Genomic DNA, 18,571 nt, shown 5'->3' on the forward strand with positions numbered 1-18,571 from the left:
TTCGTATGAACGCGCGACAACGCAATCTGGGGATATCGTCTTGCGCTACCTCATCACCGGCACGGCCGGTTTCATCGGTTTTCATCTTGCAAAGCGATTGATCGACGAGGGGCATTTCGTCGTCGGCTTCGACGGCATGACGCCCTACTACGATGTGGCGCTCAAGGAACAGCGGCACGCCATCCTCGCCCGCTCGAACGGCTTCAAGGCGGTCGTCGGCATGCTGGAAGACCGGGATGCGCTGAACCACGCCGCAGATTTGGCCGAGCCGGAAGTCATTATCCACCTGGCAGCGCAGGCGGGCGTTCGCTACAGCCTGGAAAACCCCAAAGCCTATGTCGATTCCAACCTCATCGGCTCCTGGAACATGCTGGAGCTGGCACGCGAGATCGGCCCAAAGCACCTGATGCTGGCCTCGACCTCATCGATCTACGGCGCCAATGAAAAAGTCCCGTTCGCCGAGACGGACCGGGCCGACGAGCCGATGACGATCTACGCAGCGACGAAGAAATCGATGGAGCTGATGGCGCACAGCTATGCCCATCTCTACAAGGTGCCGACGACGGCGTTCCGTTTCTTCACGGTCTATGGCCCCTGGGGTCGGCCCGACATGGCGCTGTTCAAGTTCATCGACGCCATCCACAACGACCGGCCGATCGACATTTACGGCGAAGGTCGCATGAGCCGTGACTTCACCTATATCGACGATCTCGTCGAAGGCATCCTCAGGCTTTCCCATGTCGTTCCCTCGGAGGAAAACCGGGTACCGCCCGAAAAGGCCGAGGACACGCTGTCGCGGCAGGCGCCGTTCCGTGTCGTCAACATTGGCGGCGGCCAGCCGGTGGAGCTGATGACCTTCATCGAGACGATCGAAAAGGCCGTCGGCCGCCCGGCACTTCGCAACCTGCTGCCGATGCAGCAGGGCGACGTGCCTCGCACCTACGCTTCTCCGGAACTGCTCGAGGCGCTCACCGATTTCAAGCCGTCGATTTCGGTGGAAGACGGCGTTACGCGCTTTGCGGCATGGTACGACGAATATTACGGTCCCCCAGAAAGGGCTGGCTCACCAGCCTTGCAAGACTGAGGCGCAGGCTGCATCCGGCAACGACCGCCGCAGCCGCACTTCTCCATAAGCGAAGCTCTCGCAACAAAAGGAAGAGCAGATGAAAGTCACGATGATCGGCGCCGGTTATGTCGGCCTTGTTTCCGGTGTGTGTTTTGCCGATTTCGGCCATGACGTGGTCTGTCTCGACAAGGACGAAAGCAAGATCGACGCCCTGATGCAGGGGCGCATCCCGATCTTCGAACCCGGTCTCGACCATCTTGTTGCGAGCAATGTCCAATCCGGCCGCCTGACGTTCACGACGGATCTCGTTGCGGCGGTCGCCGACAGCGACGTGATCTTCATCGCCGTCGGCACGCCGTCGCGGCGCGGCGACGGCCATGCCGATCTCTCCTATGTCTACGCCGCCGCGCGCGAGATCGCCGTCAACCTGAAGGGGTTCACCGTCATCGTGACGAAGTCGACGGTCCCGGTCGGCACCGGCGACGAGGTCGAGCGCATCATCCGCGAAACCAACCCGGACGCCGATTTCGCCGTGGTCTCCAATCCGGAATTCCTGCGCGAAGGTGCGGCCATCGAGGACTTCAAGCGCCCCGATCGCATTGTCATCGGCCTTGCCGACGATGATGTACGCGCGCGCGACGTCATGACCGAGGTCTACCGTCCGCTCTATCTCAACCAGGCGCCGCTGGTCTTCACCTCGCGCCGCACCTCCGAGCTGATCAAATACGCCGGCAATGCCTTCCTGGCGATGAAGATCACCTTCATCAACGAGATGGCCGACCTCTGCGAGAAGGTCGATGCCAACGTCCAGGACGTCGCCCGCGGCATCGGCCTCGACGGCCGCATCGGCGCCAAATTCCTGCACGCCGGCCCGGGTTATGGCGGCTCCTGCTTCCCGAAGGACACGCTGGCGCTGGTCAAGACGGCCCAGGACTTCGACAGCCCCGTTCGTCTGGTCGAAACCACGGTCGCCATCAACGACAACCGCAAGCGCGCCATGGGTCGCAAGGTGATTGCGGCGGCCGGCGGCGATGTGCGCGGGCGCAAGGTTGCCGTTCTCGGCCTCACCTTCAAGCCGAACACCGACGACATGCGCGACAGCCCGGCCATAACAGTGGTCCAGACCCTGCAGGATGCCGGCGCCCATGTCATCGGCTACGATCCGGAAGGCATGGAAAACGCCAAGAAGCTGATCGACGGCATCGACTATGCCAACGACCCCTACGAGGCGGCCACAGAGGCTGACGTGCTGGTGATCGTCACAGAATGGAACGAATTCCGCGCGCTCGACTTCCGCCGGTTGAAAGCCGTGATGAAAGGGCCGGTTCTGGTCGACCTTAGAAACATCTATCGCCCTGAGGAAGTGGCAAAGCATGGCTTTGCCTATGCCAGCGTCGGTCGGCCACATTGAGAGTTAGACGACGAATGATCATGCGCCGGGCACTCCGCCCGGTAGCGGCTATGGGTTAGCCACCTGCTCAAAGCTCGACACCGTCGATGCCTCAAGCCTTCGGTATCGGCAGCGGAGGCAATGCCTCCCAGCTTTTACCGGCGAGGATGACGCAGCTTCGCCCGGTTACATCAGTGACGATCAGGGTCCAGGTGCCGCTGTCGGCGACGTAGATCTCCATTATCGCATGCGGGTTGATCAGTCCGATCCCCGCCGGTTTTTCCTGATACTGGCGCAAGAGAAATTCAATCACTTCGGACCGCTCGGCACAGTTCGCCATCGCTTGCGAACTCGCCGGATTTGGATGTGCCGTCACTGCGGCCGCCAACATGACGGCTCGAGCGAGGCCACGGATCACATTGCGTCCCATGACGCACCTCCTTTCGCCGGGAAACCCGGCGGAAAAGGAGTTTCCGCTGACCTGTTCCGCCGTAGACCGGCATTGTTATGATCGGCACTTGCTCGCGACACGATACAAGTGCCGCCACGAGATCAGTATGGCGGAGCAATCCGTATATTACAATTACCTAATTTATAGATAGAAACCCGGAAGCCGATACGACTTCCGGGCGATGGAGATTACTTTCGCTTCATCGCTTCCATGAGCGCGGCGCCGAACGCGCCTTGCGACGGCTGCTGCGGCTTCTGTGGACGCACCGGCGCGCTGCGGTTGCCGTTGTTCGACGCGGGGGCCCTCGCCTCGCGGCCCGTGTCGGCACCGCCATCCTTGCGCATGGTCAGGCCGATGCGCTTGCGCGGAACGTCCACTTCGGTCACCCGCACCTGAACCACGTCGCCGGCCTTGACCACTTCGTGGGGGTCCTTCACGAACCGGTCGGCCAACTGCGAGACATGGACGAGGCCGTCCTGGTGGACGCCAACATCGACAAAGGCGCCGAAGGCGGCGACATTGGTCACCGTGCCTTCGAGCTGCATGCCGACCTTCAGATCCTTGATGTCATCGATTCCTTCGGCGAAGGTCGCTGTCTTGAAGCTCGGGCGTGGGTCGCGGCCCGGTTTTTCCAGTTCGGCCAGAATGTCCTTGACCGTCGGCAGACCAAAACGGTCGTCGACGAACACACGCGGGTCAAGCTGCTTCAACGTCGCACTGTCACCCATCAGCGTGCGAACGTCGCGCCCGCAGGCCGCAACGATCCTCTTGGCGACACCGTAGGCTTCCGGGTGGACCGAGGAAGCGTCGAGCGGCTCCTTGCCATCAGGAATGCGCAGGAAGCCGGCGCATTGTTCGAAGGTGCGGGCGCCGAGACGCGCCACGTTCAAGAGCTCCTTGCGACTGGCGAACGGTCCGGCGGCATCGCGGTGAGCAACGATCGCTTCTGCCGACGACTTGCCAAGGCCGGAGACACGCGCGAGCAGTGGTGCGGATGCCGTGTTCACATCGACGCCCACGGCGTTCACTGCGTCCTCCACCACCGCATCCAGTGAGCGGCTGAGCTTCGACTGGTCGACGTCATGCTGATATTGGCCGACGCCGATCGACTTCGGCTCGATCTTGACGAGTTCGGCCAGCGGATCCTGCAGGCGCCGGGCGATGGAGACTGCGCCACGCAGCGAGACGTCGAGGCCGGGGAATTCAAGCGCTGCCGTCTCCGAGGCGGAATAGACCGAAGCGCCGGCTTCGGACACGATAACCTTGGTCGGCTTCGGCGCCGGCAATTGTGCGAGCATGTCGGCGACAAGCCTCTCCGTCTCGCGGCTACCAGTACCGTTGCCGATCGCAATCAGCTCGATCTTGTGCTTGCGGATCAGCGAAGCCAGTTCGGCTTGCGTGCCGCGGACGTCGTTCTTCGGCGGGAACGGATAAACGGTCGTCGTTTCCAGGAGCTTGCCGGTACCATCGACGATGGCGACCTTGACGCCGGTGCGAATACCGGGGTCCAGCCCCATCGTGGCGCGCGAGCCGGCGGGAGCGGCCAGCAACAGATCTTTCAGATTACGGGCGAAAACGTGGATCGCTTCCTCTTCCGCCCGCTCGCGCAGCTCGCGCATCAGGTCGAGCGACAGCGACATGGACAGCTTCACCCGCCAGGTCCAGCCGGTGACTTCGGAAAGCCATTTGTCGCCCGGCAGCTGCCCGCCGACATTGTAGGCGGCCGCAATCATGCGCTCCACCGGCTTGACCGGAGACGTATCGTCCTGATCGACGACGATATCGACGGCGAGCACCTCTTCGTTCCAGCCGCGCAGCATGGCAAGCGCCCGGTGACCCGGCGTCGTCGCCCAGCGTTCGGAATGATCGAAATAATCCGAGAACTTGGCGCCGGCCTCCTGCTTGCCGTCGACCACCTTGGCTCGCAGGAACGCCGCCCCCTTCATATGGTTGCGCAGGCGTCCGAGCAGGTCGGCGTTCTCAGTCATGCCTTCGGCAATGATGTCGCGCGCGCCGTCAAGCGCCGCCTTGACATCGGGCACATCCGCCGTCAGAAACGCGCCGGCGCGGTCAGTCGGCGCGATCGTCCGGTCGGCGAGAATGGCCTCGGCAAGCGGTCCGAGGCCACGCTCCCTGGCAATCTCCGCTTTGGTGCGCCGCTTCGGTTTATAGGGCAGATAGATATCCTCAAGCTCGGCCTTGGTTTCGACGGCAACGATCTTGGCTTCGAGTTCGTCGGTCAGCTTGCCCTGTCCGCGGATGGATTCGATGATCGAGCCCCGCCTCGCCTCCAGCTCGCGTAGATAGGTCAGCCGCTCGGCCAGCGTGCGCAGCTGCGTATCGTCCAGCCCGCCGGTTACTTCCTTGCGGTAACGGGCGATGAACGGCACCGTCGCGCCCTCATCGAGCAGCTCCACTGCGGCGGTGACCTGGGAGGTCGTCGCCTTGATCTCGCTGGCAATGATGGCGGCGATGGGTTTTGCTGGGCTGGCCATGGTGGGATCCGTCTTTCCTGTTTTCAGTCGGCGACCATAAAGGCGCAGGTCTTCAAGGCCAAGTGAAGGCCCGGGCCGGAAAACCGGAACTCCACAGAAGACGTACTCCATGCCTCTGTTTTTTAAGTATGTCGGCGCGCCGAAGCCTCGACACACCTTAGGGCGGCAAGCGTTAGATATCGACCGGCTCGAGCGGCGGGCGGGTCTTCTCGAATTCCATCAGCTCCCGTTCCTTCGCCTCGATGTAACCGCGGGCGAAAGGCACGGTGTCGAGCGACGGCGACAGCTGCAGCTGGAAGATGAAATGCTTGTCGTGGAGGAAGGCCGTCTCGGACGCGGCAAGATAGAACTCCCACATGCGGAAGAAGCGTTCGTCGAAGAGTTTTACCGCCTCTTCGCGCCGCGCCAGGAAACGCTCCCGCCACGCCCTCAGCGTCCAGGCGTAGTGCATCGGCAGGATCTCGATATCCTTGACCAGAAGCCGGGTCTTTTCAACGGAAGGCAGAACCTCCGAAAGCGCCGGGATGTAACCGCCGGGGAAAATGTACTTCTCGATCCAGGGATTGGTCGCCCACGGCTTGTAGACCTGCCCGATGGAGTGCAAGAGCATCACGCCCTCCGGCTTCAGCAGCTCCCTGATCTTGCGAAAGAACCGGCCATAATTGCCGATGCCGACATGTTCGAACATGCCGACCGATACGATGCGGTCGAACTGCCGGCCCTGCATCGTCCTGTAATCCTGAAGCTCGAAATGGACGCGATCGGACAGACCGCGCATAACCGCCCGCTCGCGCGAGATTTTCAGCTGCTCCTCACTGAGCGTGATGCCCGTCACCTCGACGCCGGAGGATTCGGCCAGATACATCGCCATGCCGCCCCAGCCGGAGCCGACCTCAAGCACCTTCTGCCCGGGTTCGAGCAACAGCTTGGCGGCGATATGGCGCTTCTTGGCGAGCTGCGCCTCGTCGAGCGAGATGCCTGTCGGCTCGAAGTAGGCGCAGGAATATTGCCAGTCCGGATCGAGGAAAAGATTGAAGAGCTTGCGATCGAGATCGTAGTGATGGGCCACATTGTGCCGGTTGCGGTTGACCGGCATCCGGCTCTTCACCTGCTGGCGCAACACGTGCTGAAGAGCAACCAGGGTGTTTGGAACGGTCGCGGCGTTCTCGAGCCCGTTTTCCTTTACGATCGAGAGCACGTCGAAAATATCGCCGTCTTCGACGACGACGCGCCCGTCCATATAGAGTTCACCGAAACGAAGACCCGGGTCGCGCGCTATCGCCTTTTCGGCCTCCGCATCGACGATGCGGATCGTTGCCGGTTTTCCCGAGCCATCGCCCAGAATGACCTGCTCACCCGCGGAGAAGAACACCGTCAGGTTGCCCTTGCGCACCAGACGGCGAAGCAAATTCAACAATGCCGCATTCATACCCAACCCCTGCCAGACCGACACATATGTCCTGGCGCACAGGCGCGGCGACGGCGCCGGTTCTATCGGGGCTTCCGGAGGGCGTCGTAGCCCGCATGACGCGAAACGCATGGGCGTGACGCAAAGCACGTCCGGAAGCGGCGAAAACCGGCTCGGGCGTGGCCAAACGGCATCCGGCAAACATGCTGCGCTGCTCACGCGCGCGTAACCGGAAATTCGTCAGGCCAGCCGCCATCTGGCTCCTATCCATCAGAACTTCCACTAACTTAGTAGGCTTCAATCGATTGGCAATGGGCTTTTATGCCCCCTCAAAGATTTGTTTGCTTAGTAAATCGGCCGAAGCGGCATCAGCGCCGACGACCCCTCGACCCGGCAGAGAACGCCGGTCATGTGGGCGGGAGAAATCGAGCAGGGGACCGGCGGGCACTATACGGGTCGGATTGACGTGGGCGATGCCGTAGTAGCCACGCTTGATGTGATCGATGCGCACCGTTTCGGCGATACCGGGCCATTGGTAGATTTCACGCAGATAATTGGAAAGCGCCGGATAGTCTTCGATCCGGCGAAGGTTGCACTTGAAGACGCCGTGGTAGGCCGCGTCGAAACGGATCAATGTGACGAACAGACGGATATCGGCCTCCGTCAGATATTCGCCCGCGACGTAGCGATTGGCCGTCAGGTGGCGCTCGAGCTCATCAAGCATCCCGAACAGGCTCGTGACGGCTTCGTCATAGGCGGCTTGCGTCTTGGCAAAACCGGCGCGATAGACGCCGTTGTTGACGCGCTCGTAAATCGGATCGTTCCAGCGATCGATCTTCGCACGCAGCGCTTGAGGGTAGAAATCGAGGCGATTGCCGGTCAGGTCGTCGAAAGCCGAATTCAGAATGCGGATGATGTCAGCGGATTCGTTGTTGACGATGCGCCCTTCCTTCATGTCCCAGAGGACGGGGACCGAGACCTTGCCGGTGTAGCCGGCGTCACTCGCCGTATAGAGCTCATGATGGAATCGGATCATGCCGACGCGTGGACCGGCATCGACAGGTTCGTCATAGACCCAGCCGTCCTCGCCCAAAAGCGGGCTGGAGACGGTAAGCCCGACCACGTCCTGAAGCCCCTTGAGATTGCGAAAGGCGATCGTGCGCGACGCCCAGGGGCAGAGATAGGAAACGAACAGGCGATAGCGCCCGGCTTCCGCGGGAAGACTTGACTGCCCCTGCGGGCCGGGGCCAGCATCGGCCGTGATCCAGCTGCGGAAACGGGTTGGCTCGCGATGAAAGGCGCCGCCCTTCATTTCGCTCGCAGCAACGTCGCCCTTGACCCATTTTCCATCGACGAGCTGCGGCATGAATTCTCTCCTGATCTTGCGGGAACGTCATTTCCCTCTCACGCGTGCGCGTGCAGGTCAATTCGGCGGCCGGTTGACAGATCGTTCGCAATACGCAGGCCACACGTCCAGCGCGACGCAACACGGTGACGCCGCATTGTCGAGCAGTCCCGGCGCCTGCTCGGCCCCTATGCGCGCGGCGACTTCAGCACCGGTATCGATAGCGCGGAAGATCTTGAATTGGTGCCGGAGAGCTTCTCGGGCTACGTCTGGACCAACCGCGCGGAGACGATCGGACCGATGCTGGCAAAAAGGCAACCGGCGTCGTGACGGTGCATATCTGCTCGCGATTGTCTTGAAGGAAACAGTGCGGTCGAGGCACAGGCGCTTTGACCTACAGCGCCGCGCGTCTTATCAGACGCGCAAAGGTCGCTGTAGCACTTTGAATTGCTGCATGTTTTTGTCCTTAAACCGGATACGATTTAAGGAAACATGCAGTAAGTGCGGAGACAAGTCCCGCCAGCAGGCTTTTGCGGAGCCACTGAAGGTCCGCGCCTTGTAAGAAGCCGCTCGCCAGCAGGCTGGCGCGCGGCGCTATTGCATATTGGGGACTTGCCGATCAGCGTGGGAATTCAAGACCCATTTCGCGGAAGCGCTCGGGGTCATCGCCCCAGTTTTCACGCACCTTGACGAACAGGAAGAGGTGCACCGGCTGCTCGAGAATCTCGGAGATTTCCTTGCGCGACGCGGTGGAGATCGCCTTGATCGCGTCGCCGTTCTTGCCGAGCGCGATCTTCTTCTGGCTTTCGCGCTCGACGTAGATCACCTGTTCGATGCGAACGGATCCGTCCTTGCGCTCTTCCCACTTCTCGGTTTCGACATGCGAGGCGTAGGGAAGCTCCTGATGCAGGCGCAAGAACAGCTTCTCGCGGGTGATTTCGGCCGCGAGCTGGCGCATCGGCAGGTCGGAAATCTGGTCCTCGGGGTAATACCAGGGACCTTCCGGGAGCGTCTCGGCAAGATAATCCATCAGGTCCTTGCAGCCCGATCCGGTCAGCGCGGAGATCATGAAGGTGCGCTCGAACTTGATCGTCTCGTTGGCCGTTGCCGCGAGCTTCAACAGATCCTCCGGCCGCACCTGGTCGATCTTGTTCAGAACCAGGATCTTCGGCTGGTGGACTTCCTTCAAACCCTGAAGGATCGTTTCCGCGTCACCTTTCAGGCCGCGCTCGCTGTCGATCAAAAGCATGATGACGTCGGCGTCCTTGGCTCCGCCCCAGGCCGTCGTCACCATAGCCCGGTCGAGCCGGCGCCGCGGCTTGAAGATGCCGGGCGTGTCCATGAACACGATCTGTGCGTTATCGTGGATGGCGATGCCGCGCACGATCGCCCGTGTCGTCTGAACCTTGTGGCTGACGATCGAAACCTTGGCGCCGACTAGGCGGTTGACCAAGGTCGACTTGCCGGCATTGGTGGCGCCGATCAGCGCCACGAAACCCGAGTGGGTCGGCGCGCTTTCGGCGGCCGTATCTTTTTCCATATCCGTCATGTTTTCCGTCAATTTCCGGCGGAGATTTTCCGCCACACGCCTTCGCGTTCCAACAATTTCGTCGCGGCCACCTGCTCGGCGCCGCGCTTGGATCGATCCGTCCCCGTCTCGGGCGCTACGCCCGCAACCTCCACGGTCACGGTGAAACGCGGATCGTGGTCGGGGCCGGAACGGTCATCCGTCCGGTACGTCGGCGCGATGCCAAACTTGGCATGCGCCCATTCCTGCAATTCGGTCTTGGCATCGCGACGGGCGCCGTCGGCGCGGGTCGCCCGCTCTTTCCAGTGTAGCAGCACGAATTTGCGCGCCGCCTCCAGCCCGCCGTCGAGATAGATGGCGGCGATGAGCGACTCTACCACATCGGCGCGCACATTCATCATCGCCTTGCCGGTGATTTTCTTCACGTCGGAACCAGTGCGGATAAACTGGTGCAGCGCCAGATCGTCGGCGACCAGGGCACAGCTCTCGGCGCTGACGAGCTGGTTCAGCCGCACAGAAAGCTCGCCTTCGTTGGCATCACGAAACGTCTGGAACAGAAGCTCGGAGACACAAAGCCCCAGCACCCGGTCTCCGAGGAATTCGAGCCGCTGATAGTTCGATCCCCTGGCATTGCGGGCGCTGGAATGGGTCAGCGCCCGATCGAGCCGCTCCTTCTCGCTGAACTGATAGCCAATCACGGCCTCGAGCTTGGCCCGATCCTCCGCGCTTAGCGACCGCGCCTTCATCATTCGACCGCCTTGAACAGGCGGTCGTAGCGCAGGTTCGCCGGCCACTTCCAGATTTCGCGGAACGAGGTGTCGTTGCCGAGCGAGAAGAAGATCAGGCTTGCGCGGCCGACAAGGTTCTCGGCGGGCACGAAGCCGACATCGAAGCGGCTGTCGGCCGAGTTGTCGCGGTTGTCGCCCATCATGAAGTAATGACCTTCGGGCACGATGAACTCGCGCGTGTTATCGCCGCGCGAGTCCGGGAACTGATCGAGCGTGTCATAGGAAACGCCGTTGTCCATGGTTTCGCGGTAGACCGGCACGTCGCCGCCGGTGTCGTACTGATCGTCGGCACGGAAGGCGCCGTCAGGCGCGCGATCGACCGGCTTGTCGTTGACGTAGAGAATGCTGTTGCGCACCTGGATGCGATCGCCGGGCAGGCCGACCAGACGCTTGATGTAGTCGATGTCCGGGTTCGGCGGGAAGCGGAAGACGACGATGTCGCCGCGCTCCGGCTCGCTGGCGAAGATGCGACCCGAGAACAGATCCGGCGAGAACGGCAGCGAATACTTGGAGTAGCCGTAGGCGAACTTGTTGACGAAGATGTAGTCGCCGACAAGCAGGGTCGGCATCATCGAGCCCGACGGAATGGTGAAAGGCTGAAAGAAGACGGTGCGAATGACCACGGCCAGGAGCAGCGCCTGGATGATGACCTTCACATTCTCCCAGAGACCGCTCTGCTTCGCTTCTGTCTTTTCTGCCACGCTGCTGTCTTCCTTTGTCATCGGCGCGCTCTACAAGCGTGCCGCTCAATCAACTGTCGTTCGCGCTTTCGGTTTCCAGCCTCAAAGGCGGATGCGCAATTTTGTATCCGGCAAGGGCACCCTGCCCCCGCAATCGGGCACGCCCGGATTTCTCAACGGAATGCTCTAAACCGTTCCCTCTGGCGGGGCAACGGGGAGCGCCTCGATAATCACGAAGGCCTGCGCCAGCGGGAAATCGTCGGTAATCGTCAGATGGATTGCCGCGCGATGCCCCTTGGGCACCATCGCCTGAAGCCGTTCGGCAGCACCACCGCTCAAATGCATCGTGGGCTTGCCACCGGGCATATTGATGACGCCCATGTCTTTCCAGAAGACGCCCTGCGCCATTCCGGTGCCGAGCGCCTTGGAGCAGGCCTCCTTGGCGGCAAAGCGTTTGGCGTAGGAGGCGGCGCGGTTCTTGCGGCCTTCGGACTTGGCGATCTCCACCTCGGTGAAGCAGCGATTGACGAAACGCTCGCCGAAACGCGAGAGCGAGTTTTCGATGCGCCTGATGTCGATGAGATCGCTGCCGATGCCGATGATCATGATGTGGACCTTGCACCGGACGACCGTGCGCGTCGGCGGCGGGACTGGAAAAGATGGGCCGTTTGATAGGCCAGCGGGTAGAAGATCAGGGCGCCGGCAGCGGCAAGCGGAGCCGATCCGATCAGCATCGGCTTGAACACGGGGCCCCAAAGGCCCGAGAATTCGAGGTGCTCGACCATATGCGCGACGTCCGCGCCGGTTGCGGCACCTGACGCCTGCGGCCCGATGATGACCGTTCCAAGCTCGTAGGACGCTGTCAGGATCATCGGGATCGTCACCGGATTGGCCAGCGCCGTGGTGATCGCTGCGGCAAGCAGATTGCCGGAGAACACGGAAGCGAGCGCGACTGCGATGATGATATGGAGCCCGAAGAAGGGCGTGAATGAGGAGGCGGCACCCGCAGCGACCCCGATCGCGATCGAGTGCGGTGACGACGACAGGCGCAGGATACGCAGCGCCATGTAGCGGGGGCCACGCCGAAAGCCCTTGCGCGGCCAAACAAGCGCGCGAAGCCTTTCGGAAATCGTGACCGGTTTTCTACGTCTGAATAACATTATGCCGTCATGACCGCATCTTGAAACCGCCAGTCGGCACAAGACGGCGTGTCCGCCTGTTTACCGGCCGCAAGATAGGCGTCATGCCCGTTGCTTGCAACCCGCTGGCGTGTGGTGCAGCGATCACGAATGAGCCATTCGCCTGGCGCATGGCTCGCTATTCCCGCCATCATGCAGGAACAGGCAGCAGCTTAGTAGCCGTTGCGGAACAGGCCGCGATCGATCTGGCGTTGGCGGTATTCGAGATCGATGCGATCGACCGAACCGTTGAGATAGGCGAGCTCGCGCTCTTCCTGAGTGGCGACGCGCAGCGCGCGGGTGATCTTCTTCAACTGATTAAACATGGCAAACCTCTTCGTTTACCTCCCGATGCAGAAGATAGTTTAGAGGTCACTGTTCCACCAGAGCCAGGAAAAGACAGCAGCCATGCGCGACAAGCATGCCTTGCCACTTTTCAGACCTCGACCTGCCTGAATTCAAGGCAACTGCGCAAAACAAACGCGCAATGGCCATGCTCTCGCGGCCGGCGACAGGTGTCGCCGGGCTTAACAAACGGCGAGACAGGCGCAGGCGAGAAGAGAAAACGTCTGGCCATCATCCGCGCCCCGGGCAGGAACCATTGCCCCCGCGACGGGTGAAGAGAACAATGGTGCCGATGATGACGGCGTGGCAGCCTATACGAAGGCCGAGCGGCGCCCCCTCACTCGAAGAGGCGCTTGACCGTGGAAATGCTGGGCAGTTCCTTCAGCTGCGTGATCAGATGGTTCAGTTGGCGTAGATCCCAGACCTCGAGATCGAAGTGCAACTCGCTGAAGTCGGCAGCCACCCGCCCCATGGAAAGCGAGCGAATGTTGACATCGCTCGTCGCAATTGACTGGGCAACCTCCGCCAGCGTGCCCGGTTCGTTCAAGGCACTGATGGCGATGCGCGCCATGAAACGACTGCTGTTGGCCTCGTCCAGATCCCAGCGCACGTCGATCCACCGTTCCGGCTCGTCGTCGAACTTCTGCAGGATCGGCGACTGGATGGGATAGATGGTGATCCCCTTGTCCTTCTCCATGATGCCGACGATACGATCGCCGGGAACGGCACCGGCGGCGCTGAAATGCACGCCGGCATTGCCCGAGAGCCCTCGGATCGGCAGCGCTTCCGGACCTTCCGCCTGTGCCGGCTCGCCTGCCTCCTTGGATCGGCCAGGCAACTTGAACACCATGCCGGCAGCACTGCGCATGTTGAACCAGCCATCATCGGCGTTGGGCTTGACGGTTACGCGCTCGTCCTGGTGGTCGGGGAACACCGCCCGCAGCACGTCGAGCGACGACAGTTCACCGCGGCCGACCGACGCGATCGCATCCTCGACTTCTTTCTGTCCAAGCCGATGCAGCGCGGGCTTCAGCGCCTCGCGCGAAAACGTCTTGCCGGCGCGCTCGAAGGTTCGCTCCAGAATGCGGTAACCAAGGCCGGCATATTGCTTGCGGATGGCCGCGCGCGTCGCGCGCCGGATGGCAGAGCGCGCCTTGCCGGTGACGACGATCTCTTCCCACGCCGGCGGCGGCACCTGGATGCCCGAGCGGATGATCTCCACTTCGTCGCCATTGTTGAGGCGCGTCACCAGCGGCATGATGCGGCCGTTGATCTTGGCGCCGACGCAGGTATCGCCGATGTTGGTGTGCACCGCATAGGCGAAGTCGATCGGCGTCGCGCCACGCGGAAGCGCGATCAGCTGGCCCTTTGGCGTGAAGCAGAACACCTGGTCCTGGAACAGTTCGAGTTTGGTGTGTTCGAGAAACTCTTCAGGATTGTCGCCTTCGGCCAGCGACTCGATCGTGCGCCGCAGCCAGGAATAGGCATTCGACGTCGGCGACAGCGCGGTTTCGGTCGAGACCCCCTCGCCGTCCTTGTAGAGCGAGTGGGCGGCGATACCGTATTCGGCGATGTCGTTCATCCGTCGCGTGCGGATCTGCAGCTCGATGCGCTGACGTGAAGGGCCGACGATGGTCGTGTGGATCGACTGGTAGTCGTTCTGCTTCGGGGTCGAGATGTAATCCTTGAAGCGACCAGGCACGACGCGCCAGCGCGTGTGCACGATGCCGAGTGCGCGATAGCACGACGGGATATCGTCGACGACGATGCGGAAGCCCCAGACGTCGGAAAGCTGCTCGAAGGACAATGACTTCGACTGCATCTTGCGGAAGACCGAATAGGGTTTCTTCTGCCGCCCCTTGACCTGGGCGCCTTTCAACCCTTCGGTCTGAAGCAGCTCGGTCAATTCATCTTCGATCTTCTTGATCAGACCTTCATTGCGCTCCGACAATTCTTCCAGACGTCGGGTGACGGTTTCGAATGCCTCGGGATTGATGTGGCGGAACGAGAGGTTTTCGAGCTCCTCGCGCATATCCTGCATGCCCATGCGCCCGGCGAGCGGCGCATAGATGTCCATCGTCTCTTCGGAGATGCGTGCCCGCTTTTCAGCCGTCATATGATCGAGCGTGCGCATGTTGTGCAGCCGATCGGCAAGCTTGACCAGGAGGACGCGCACGTCGTCGGAGATCGCCAGCAACAGCTTGCGCAGGTTTTCTGCCTGCTTGGCTTTCTTAGTAACGAGATCGAGCTTCTTGATCTTGGTCAGGCCCTCGACGAGGGCGCCGATATCCTCGCCGAAGAGATCGTCGATCTCTTGCCGGGTGGCCGTCGTATCCTCGATCGTGTCGTGCAGGAGCGCGACCGCGATCGTCGATTCGTCGAGATGCATTTCCGTGAGGATCGCTGCCACTTCCAGCGGGTGGGAAATATAGGGGTCGCCGCTTGCCCGCTTCTGCTGCCCATGTTTCTGCATGGCGTAGACGTAAGCCTTGTTCAACAGGGCTTCATTGACGTCGGGCTTGTATTTCTGAACGCGCTCAACGAGCTCGTATTGGCGCATCATCCGCTGGCGGCTCCGTGGGAAAAGACAATAAAAAAAGTGCGCCAATCATACGAGTGGCGCACTGCTTTGAAAACACGCGGGAACGTTTGTTCCGTTACGGATCTCAGTAGTCGTCGCTCTTTTCCGGGGGCACGAGGCCCTCGATGCCGGCCAGCAGCTCTTCTTCCGACATACGGTCGAACGTGATTGCTTCCGGCTGATCCTCGTCTTCCGCCGTCTCGGCAAAAGTCGTGTCGGCATCGGCCTGGACCAGCGAAGCCGGATCGGGCTCGGGCTCGTCCACTTCGACATGCTTCTGCAGCGAATGGATCAGGTCTTCCTTAAGGTCGCCGGGCGAGAGCGTCTCGTCGGCGATTTCGCGCAGCGCCACGACGGGGTTCTTGTCATTGTCGCGATCGATGGTGATCGCTGCGCCCTGCGAGATCAGGCGGGCGCGGTGGCTGGCGAGCAGCACGAGTTCGAAACGGTTGTCGACCTTGTCAATGCAATCTTCGACGGTGACGCGGGCCATTGCCTGTCCTTTTGGGCTCAAAGCGCGGCGATCATCGCCGCTGCACGGATTAACGACACGAGACCGGAACGGCCGCCGGATGACGGCCTCGTCGGCTCCGATTTCTGGAATTAGCCGCCCGGATACAATCAAAATAGCACAAGTTCAAGTTTTTCCTGCACGGAGCGTTCACATCACCCTGTGTTGGCCAATAAAATGCCATGCGGACGGGCTGGAATTCGCGCGCGCTCCCCCTAGTTGCACATTTTAATGCAAACCGGAAACGCCTGGTAGAAATTGCAGACTTCCTATGTGGACGAGCTGCAGCAACTGCTAAAACTAGCTATATTCGCAGGGAGCCGCTTGGAATAATGCAAGTGGTTAACTACATTATTTGCAATATCAGCAATTATTAATGTAATGGCCGTATTTTCGCGCATCCGCCGATGGGCGGTTTACCCGAACGCGTTGCGCACCAAAAAGGAATAACGATGTTTGACCCTCGCGAGAAAATCGCTCTTTTTATCGACGGCGCAAATCTATACGCCGCATCGAAGAGCCTCGGTTTCGACATCGACTACCGCAAACTGCTCAAGGCATTCCAGAAGCGCGGCTACCTGCTGCGCGCCTACTACTATACGGCTCTCATCGAAGACCAGGAATACTCGTCGATCCGTCCGCTGATCGACTGGCTGGACTACAACGGTTACAAGGTCGTGACCAAGCCGGCGAAGGAATTCACGGACTCGCTCGGCCGCCGCAAGATCAAGGGCAACATGGACATCGAACTCGCGATCGACGCCATGGAACAATCGGAAACCGTCGATCATCTGGTGATCTTTTCCGGCGATGGCGATTTCACCACGCTCGTCGAAGCGCTGCAGCGCAAGGGCCGAAAGGTTTCGGTGGTATCGACGATGTCGACCCAGCCGCCGATGATCGCCGATGACCTGCGCCGCCAGGCAGATCACTTCATCGACCTCGTCACGCTGCGCGCCGAAATCGGCCGTGACCCATCCGAGCGCGCTCCCCGGCAGCATGTAGAGCCGGTGGCTGACCCCGTCGAGATCTGAGCGAACCAATCACTTGCCCATCAACGGAAGAGATAGCAGAGGCTAAGCTGCGCTACAGCGCCGCGCGTCAAATATGACGCGCTAAGGACGCCGTAACACCCTAAACTTGCTGCATAATTTCCTCCTTAAATCGATTCCGATTCAAGGAATTATGCAGTAGGCCGTGGAGGGAGTGCGGCTGCGCTCAGCCGCGATCCTTGAGCAGCCGGCTCTTCTGCCTGTTCCAATCGCGCTCCTTGGCGCTTTCGCGCTTGTCGTGCAGCTTCTTGCCCTTGCCGAGCGCCAGCTCGAGCTTGGCGCGGCCCTGATCGTTGAAATAGATCTTGAGCGGAATGAGCGACATGCCTTCGCGGTTGACGGCACCCTGCAGCCGGTTGACCTCGCGCTTGGACAGCAACAGCTTGCGGCGACGACGGGTCTCGTGGTTGAAGCGGTTCGCCTGCAGGTATTCCGGCAGATAGGAATTGATCAGCCAGATCTCGCCGCCCTCGTCAGTGGCGTAGGATTCGGCGATGTTTGCCTTGCCTTCGCGCAGCGACTTTACCTCGGTGCCGGTCAGAACCAGACCGGCCTCGTAGGTATCGACGATCTCGTAATTGAAGCGGGCCTTTCGGTTTTCCGCGACAATCTTCTTGACCGTGCGCTGGCTTCCCTTGGGTGCCATCAGTTCATCAATCCTGCATGTCTGAGCGCTGCATCGATGGCGGCTTCCGTTGCCGGCTCGAGTGTCGAAAGCAGTGGCGAGCGCACCGCACGGCTCATGCGGCCGAGACGGTTCAGCGCGTATTTGGCGCCACACAGGCCAGGCTCGATGAAGATCGCCTTATGCAGCGGCATCAGCTTATCCTGATATTCCAACGCCTTGGCATAGTCGCCGGCAAGCGTGGCCTCCTGGAATTCGGCGCAGAGCCGCGGCGCGACGTTTGCCGTGACCGAAATGCAGCCGACGCCGCCATGGGCGTTGAAGCCAAGCGCCGTCGCGTCCTCGCCGGAAAGCTGAACGAAATCCTTGCCGCAGGCCATGCGCTGCTCGGACACGCGTTCGATCTTACCGGTGGCATCCTTGACACCGACGATCGTCGGGTGGGCCTTGGCGAGCGCGGCCATCGTCTCGACGCTCATGTCAACAACGGAGCGGCCGGGGATGTTGTAAATGACGATCGGCAGCTTCACGCTTTCGGCGATCGCCGAATAGTGGGCGAACAGGCCCTTCTGCGTCGGCTTGTTGTAGTATGGCGTGACGACGAGTACGGCATCCGCGCCCGCCTTTTCGGCGTGTTGCGCAAGCTCGATGGCCTCGGTCGTATTGTTGGAGCCGGCACCTGCAATCACCGGCACACGGCCGGCGGCTGCCTTGATGCAGAGCTCGACGACCTGCTTGTGCTCCGCATGCGAAAGGGTTGGCGATTCACCTGTCGTGCCGACGGGCACGAGACCGGAGCTGCCCTCATTTATCTGCCATTCCACATGCGCGACGAAACCTTCCGCATCCACCGCGCCGGTGGCCGTGAACGGTGTTACGAGAGCGGGAATGGAACCCTTGAACATGCACAACTCCTGACGGCTCAAAAACGCAAATACACTCACGCTTTGGCCGTAATCGACGGTTAGAAAACTGCCGCACCATAATCATGTGAGGGGGCTGCGGCAAGCGCCGTGACACGGCATTTCATGCCGGTTTTCACGTAAAAGCTTGACGTGCAAGCCGCATAATCCTTGAGGCTCGCCATCCGGTGCGGAGGTGGCGACGGTGCGATTGCTATGATCGATA

General features: G+C 61.0%; 17 protein-coding genes and 1 pseudogene. 4 read left to right on the forward strand and 14 right to left on the reverse strand.

Annotated features, from left to right (window positions below; translation table 11 throughout):
- Nucleotides 1-40: 40 nt before the first annotated feature.
- On the forward strand, nucleotides 41-1,084 hold the full coding sequence (locus BC360_RS11255; protein ID WP_065795225.1) for an NAD-dependent epimerase: 1,044 nt from the start codon (nucleotides 41-43) through the stop codon (nucleotides 1,082-1,084).
- A gap of 79 nt (nucleotides 1,085-1,163) precedes the next feature.
- Nucleotides 1,164-2,477 carry a UDP-glucose 6-dehydrogenase gene (rkpK, locus tag BC360_RS11260; RefSeq protein ID WP_065795226.1) on the forward strand — a complete coding sequence of 438 codons (1,314 nt, stop codon included), beginning with the start codon at nucleotides 1,164-1,166 and terminating at the stop codon, nucleotides 2,475-2,477.
- Between the two features lie 91 nt (nucleotides 2,478-2,568).
- Here the strand turns inward: rkpK and BC360_RS11265 are convergent, their stop codons facing one another.
- From BC360_RS11265 to BC360_RS11280, 4 genes are all read right to left on the reverse strand, one after another.
- A complete protein-coding gene (locus BC360_RS11265) occupies nucleotides 2,569-2,886 on the reverse strand; it encodes a hypothetical protein (RefSeq protein ID WP_065795227.1) in 318 nt (105 codons plus the stop codon).
- A 209-nt stretch (nucleotides 2,887-3,095) separates the two neighbouring features.
- Nucleotides 3,096-5,402: a Tex family protein gene (locus BC360_RS11270; RefSeq protein ID WP_065795228.1), complete on the reverse strand. Its 2,307-nt coding sequence runs from the start codon at nucleotides 5,400-5,402 to the stop codon at nucleotides 3,096-3,098.
- Between the two features lie 172 nt (nucleotides 5,403-5,574).
- Complete coding sequence (locus BC360_RS11275; RefSeq protein WP_065787300.1) at nucleotides 5,575-6,831, reverse strand: SAM-dependent methyltransferase; 1,257 nt, start codon at nucleotides 6,829-6,831, stop codon at nucleotides 5,575-5,577.
- A gap of 298 nt (nucleotides 6,832-7,129) precedes the next feature.
- Nucleotides 7,130-8,176: a glutathione S-transferase family protein gene (locus BC360_RS11280; protein WP_065795229.1), complete on the reverse strand. Its 1,047-nt coding sequence runs from the start codon at nucleotides 8,174-8,176 to the stop codon at nucleotides 7,130-7,132.
- A 156-nt stretch (nucleotides 8,177-8,332) separates the two neighbouring features.
- Between BC360_RS11280 and BC360_RS33035 the strand changes: the two are divergent.
- Nucleotides 8,333-8,485, forward strand: a pseudogene (locus tag BC360_RS33035) (glycerophosphodiester phosphodiesterase); the annotation flags it as partial.
- A 289-nt stretch (nucleotides 8,486-8,774) separates the two neighbouring features.
- Here the strand turns inward: BC360_RS33035 and era are convergent.
- The 8 genes from era to rpoZ form a co-directional block, all read right to left on the reverse strand.
- Entirely contained in the window at nucleotides 8,775-9,704 is a 930-nt protein-coding gene (era, locus tag BC360_RS11285; protein WP_065795567.1) for a GTPase Era, read from the reverse strand.
- An 8-nt stretch (nucleotides 9,705-9,712) separates the two neighbouring features.
- Nucleotides 9,713-10,429 (reverse strand): ribonuclease III, encoded by a 717-nt coding sequence (gene rnc, locus BC360_RS11290; protein ID WP_139110025.1) that lies wholly within the window; start codon nucleotides 10,427-10,429, stop codon nucleotides 9,713-9,715.
- Nucleotides 10,429-11,172, reverse strand: a complete 744-nt coding sequence (gene lepB / locus BC360_RS11295) for a signal peptidase I (protein ID WP_065787357.1) — start codon at nucleotides 11,170-11,172, stop codon at nucleotides 10,429-10,431. The genes rnc and lepB overlap by 1 nt, the downstream gene beginning before the upstream one ends.
- 165 nt (nucleotides 11,173-11,337) lie before the next feature.
- The gene (gene acpS, locus BC360_RS11300; protein WP_065787303.1) at nucleotides 11,338-11,757 is read right to left on the reverse strand and encodes a holo-ACP synthase; all 420 of its coding nucleotides are present in this window, start codon (nucleotides 11,755-11,757) and stop codon (nucleotides 11,338-11,340) included.
- The gene (locus BC360_RS11305; protein WP_244512708.1) at nucleotides 11,754-12,218 is read right to left on the reverse strand and encodes a DUF2062 domain-containing protein; all 465 of its coding nucleotides are present in this window, start codon (nucleotides 12,216-12,218) and stop codon (nucleotides 11,754-11,756) included. The genes acpS and BC360_RS11305 overlap by 4 nt, the downstream gene beginning before the upstream one ends.
- A gap of 284 nt (nucleotides 12,219-12,502) precedes the next feature.
- A complete protein-coding gene (locus BC360_RS11310) occupies nucleotides 12,503-12,655 on the reverse strand; it encodes a DUF3563 family protein (protein WP_065787305.1) in 153 nt (50 codons plus the stop codon).
- Between the two features lie 356 nt (nucleotides 12,656-13,011).
- A complete protein-coding gene (locus BC360_RS11315) occupies nucleotides 13,012-15,237 on the reverse strand; it encodes a RelA/SpoT family protein (protein ID WP_065787306.1) in 2,226 nt (741 codons plus the stop codon).
- 103 nt (nucleotides 15,238-15,340) lie between these two features.
- Nucleotides 15,341-15,748, reverse strand: a complete 408-nt coding sequence (gene rpoZ, locus BC360_RS11320; RefSeq protein WP_065787307.1) for a DNA-directed RNA polymerase subunit omega — start codon at nucleotides 15,746-15,748, stop codon at nucleotides 15,341-15,343.
- Between the two features lie 470 nt (nucleotides 15,749-16,218).
- On the opposite strand from rpoZ, the gene BC360_RS11325 reads away from it, so the two are divergent.
- The gene (locus tag BC360_RS11325; protein ID WP_065795230.1) at nucleotides 16,219-16,800 is read left to right on the forward strand and encodes an NYN domain-containing protein; all 582 of its coding nucleotides are present in this window, start codon (nucleotides 16,219-16,221) and stop codon (nucleotides 16,798-16,800) included.
- A gap of 184 nt (nucleotides 16,801-16,984) precedes the next feature.
- Here the strand turns inward: BC360_RS11325 and smpB are convergent, their stop codons facing one another.
- Both smpB and dapA read right to left on the reverse strand, forming a co-directional pair.
- Nucleotides 16,985-17,464 (reverse strand): SsrA-binding protein SmpB, encoded by a 480-nt coding sequence (gene smpB, locus BC360_RS11330; protein ID WP_065787308.1) that lies wholly within the window; start codon nucleotides 17,462-17,464, stop codon nucleotides 16,985-16,987.
- Nucleotides 17,464-18,348 (reverse strand): 4-hydroxy-tetrahydrodipicolinate synthase, encoded by an 885-nt coding sequence (gene dapA, locus BC360_RS11335; protein ID WP_065795231.1) that lies wholly within the window; start codon nucleotides 18,346-18,348, stop codon nucleotides 17,464-17,466. Before dapA ends, smpB begins: the two co-directional genes overlap by 1 nt.
- Between the last annotated feature and the right edge of the window lie 223 nt (nucleotides 18,349-18,571).

It is taken from the genome of Ensifer sp. LC163, assembly GCF_001695855.1.
GTDB lineage: Bacteria > Pseudomonadota > Alphaproteobacteria > Rhizobiales > Rhizobiaceae > Ensifer.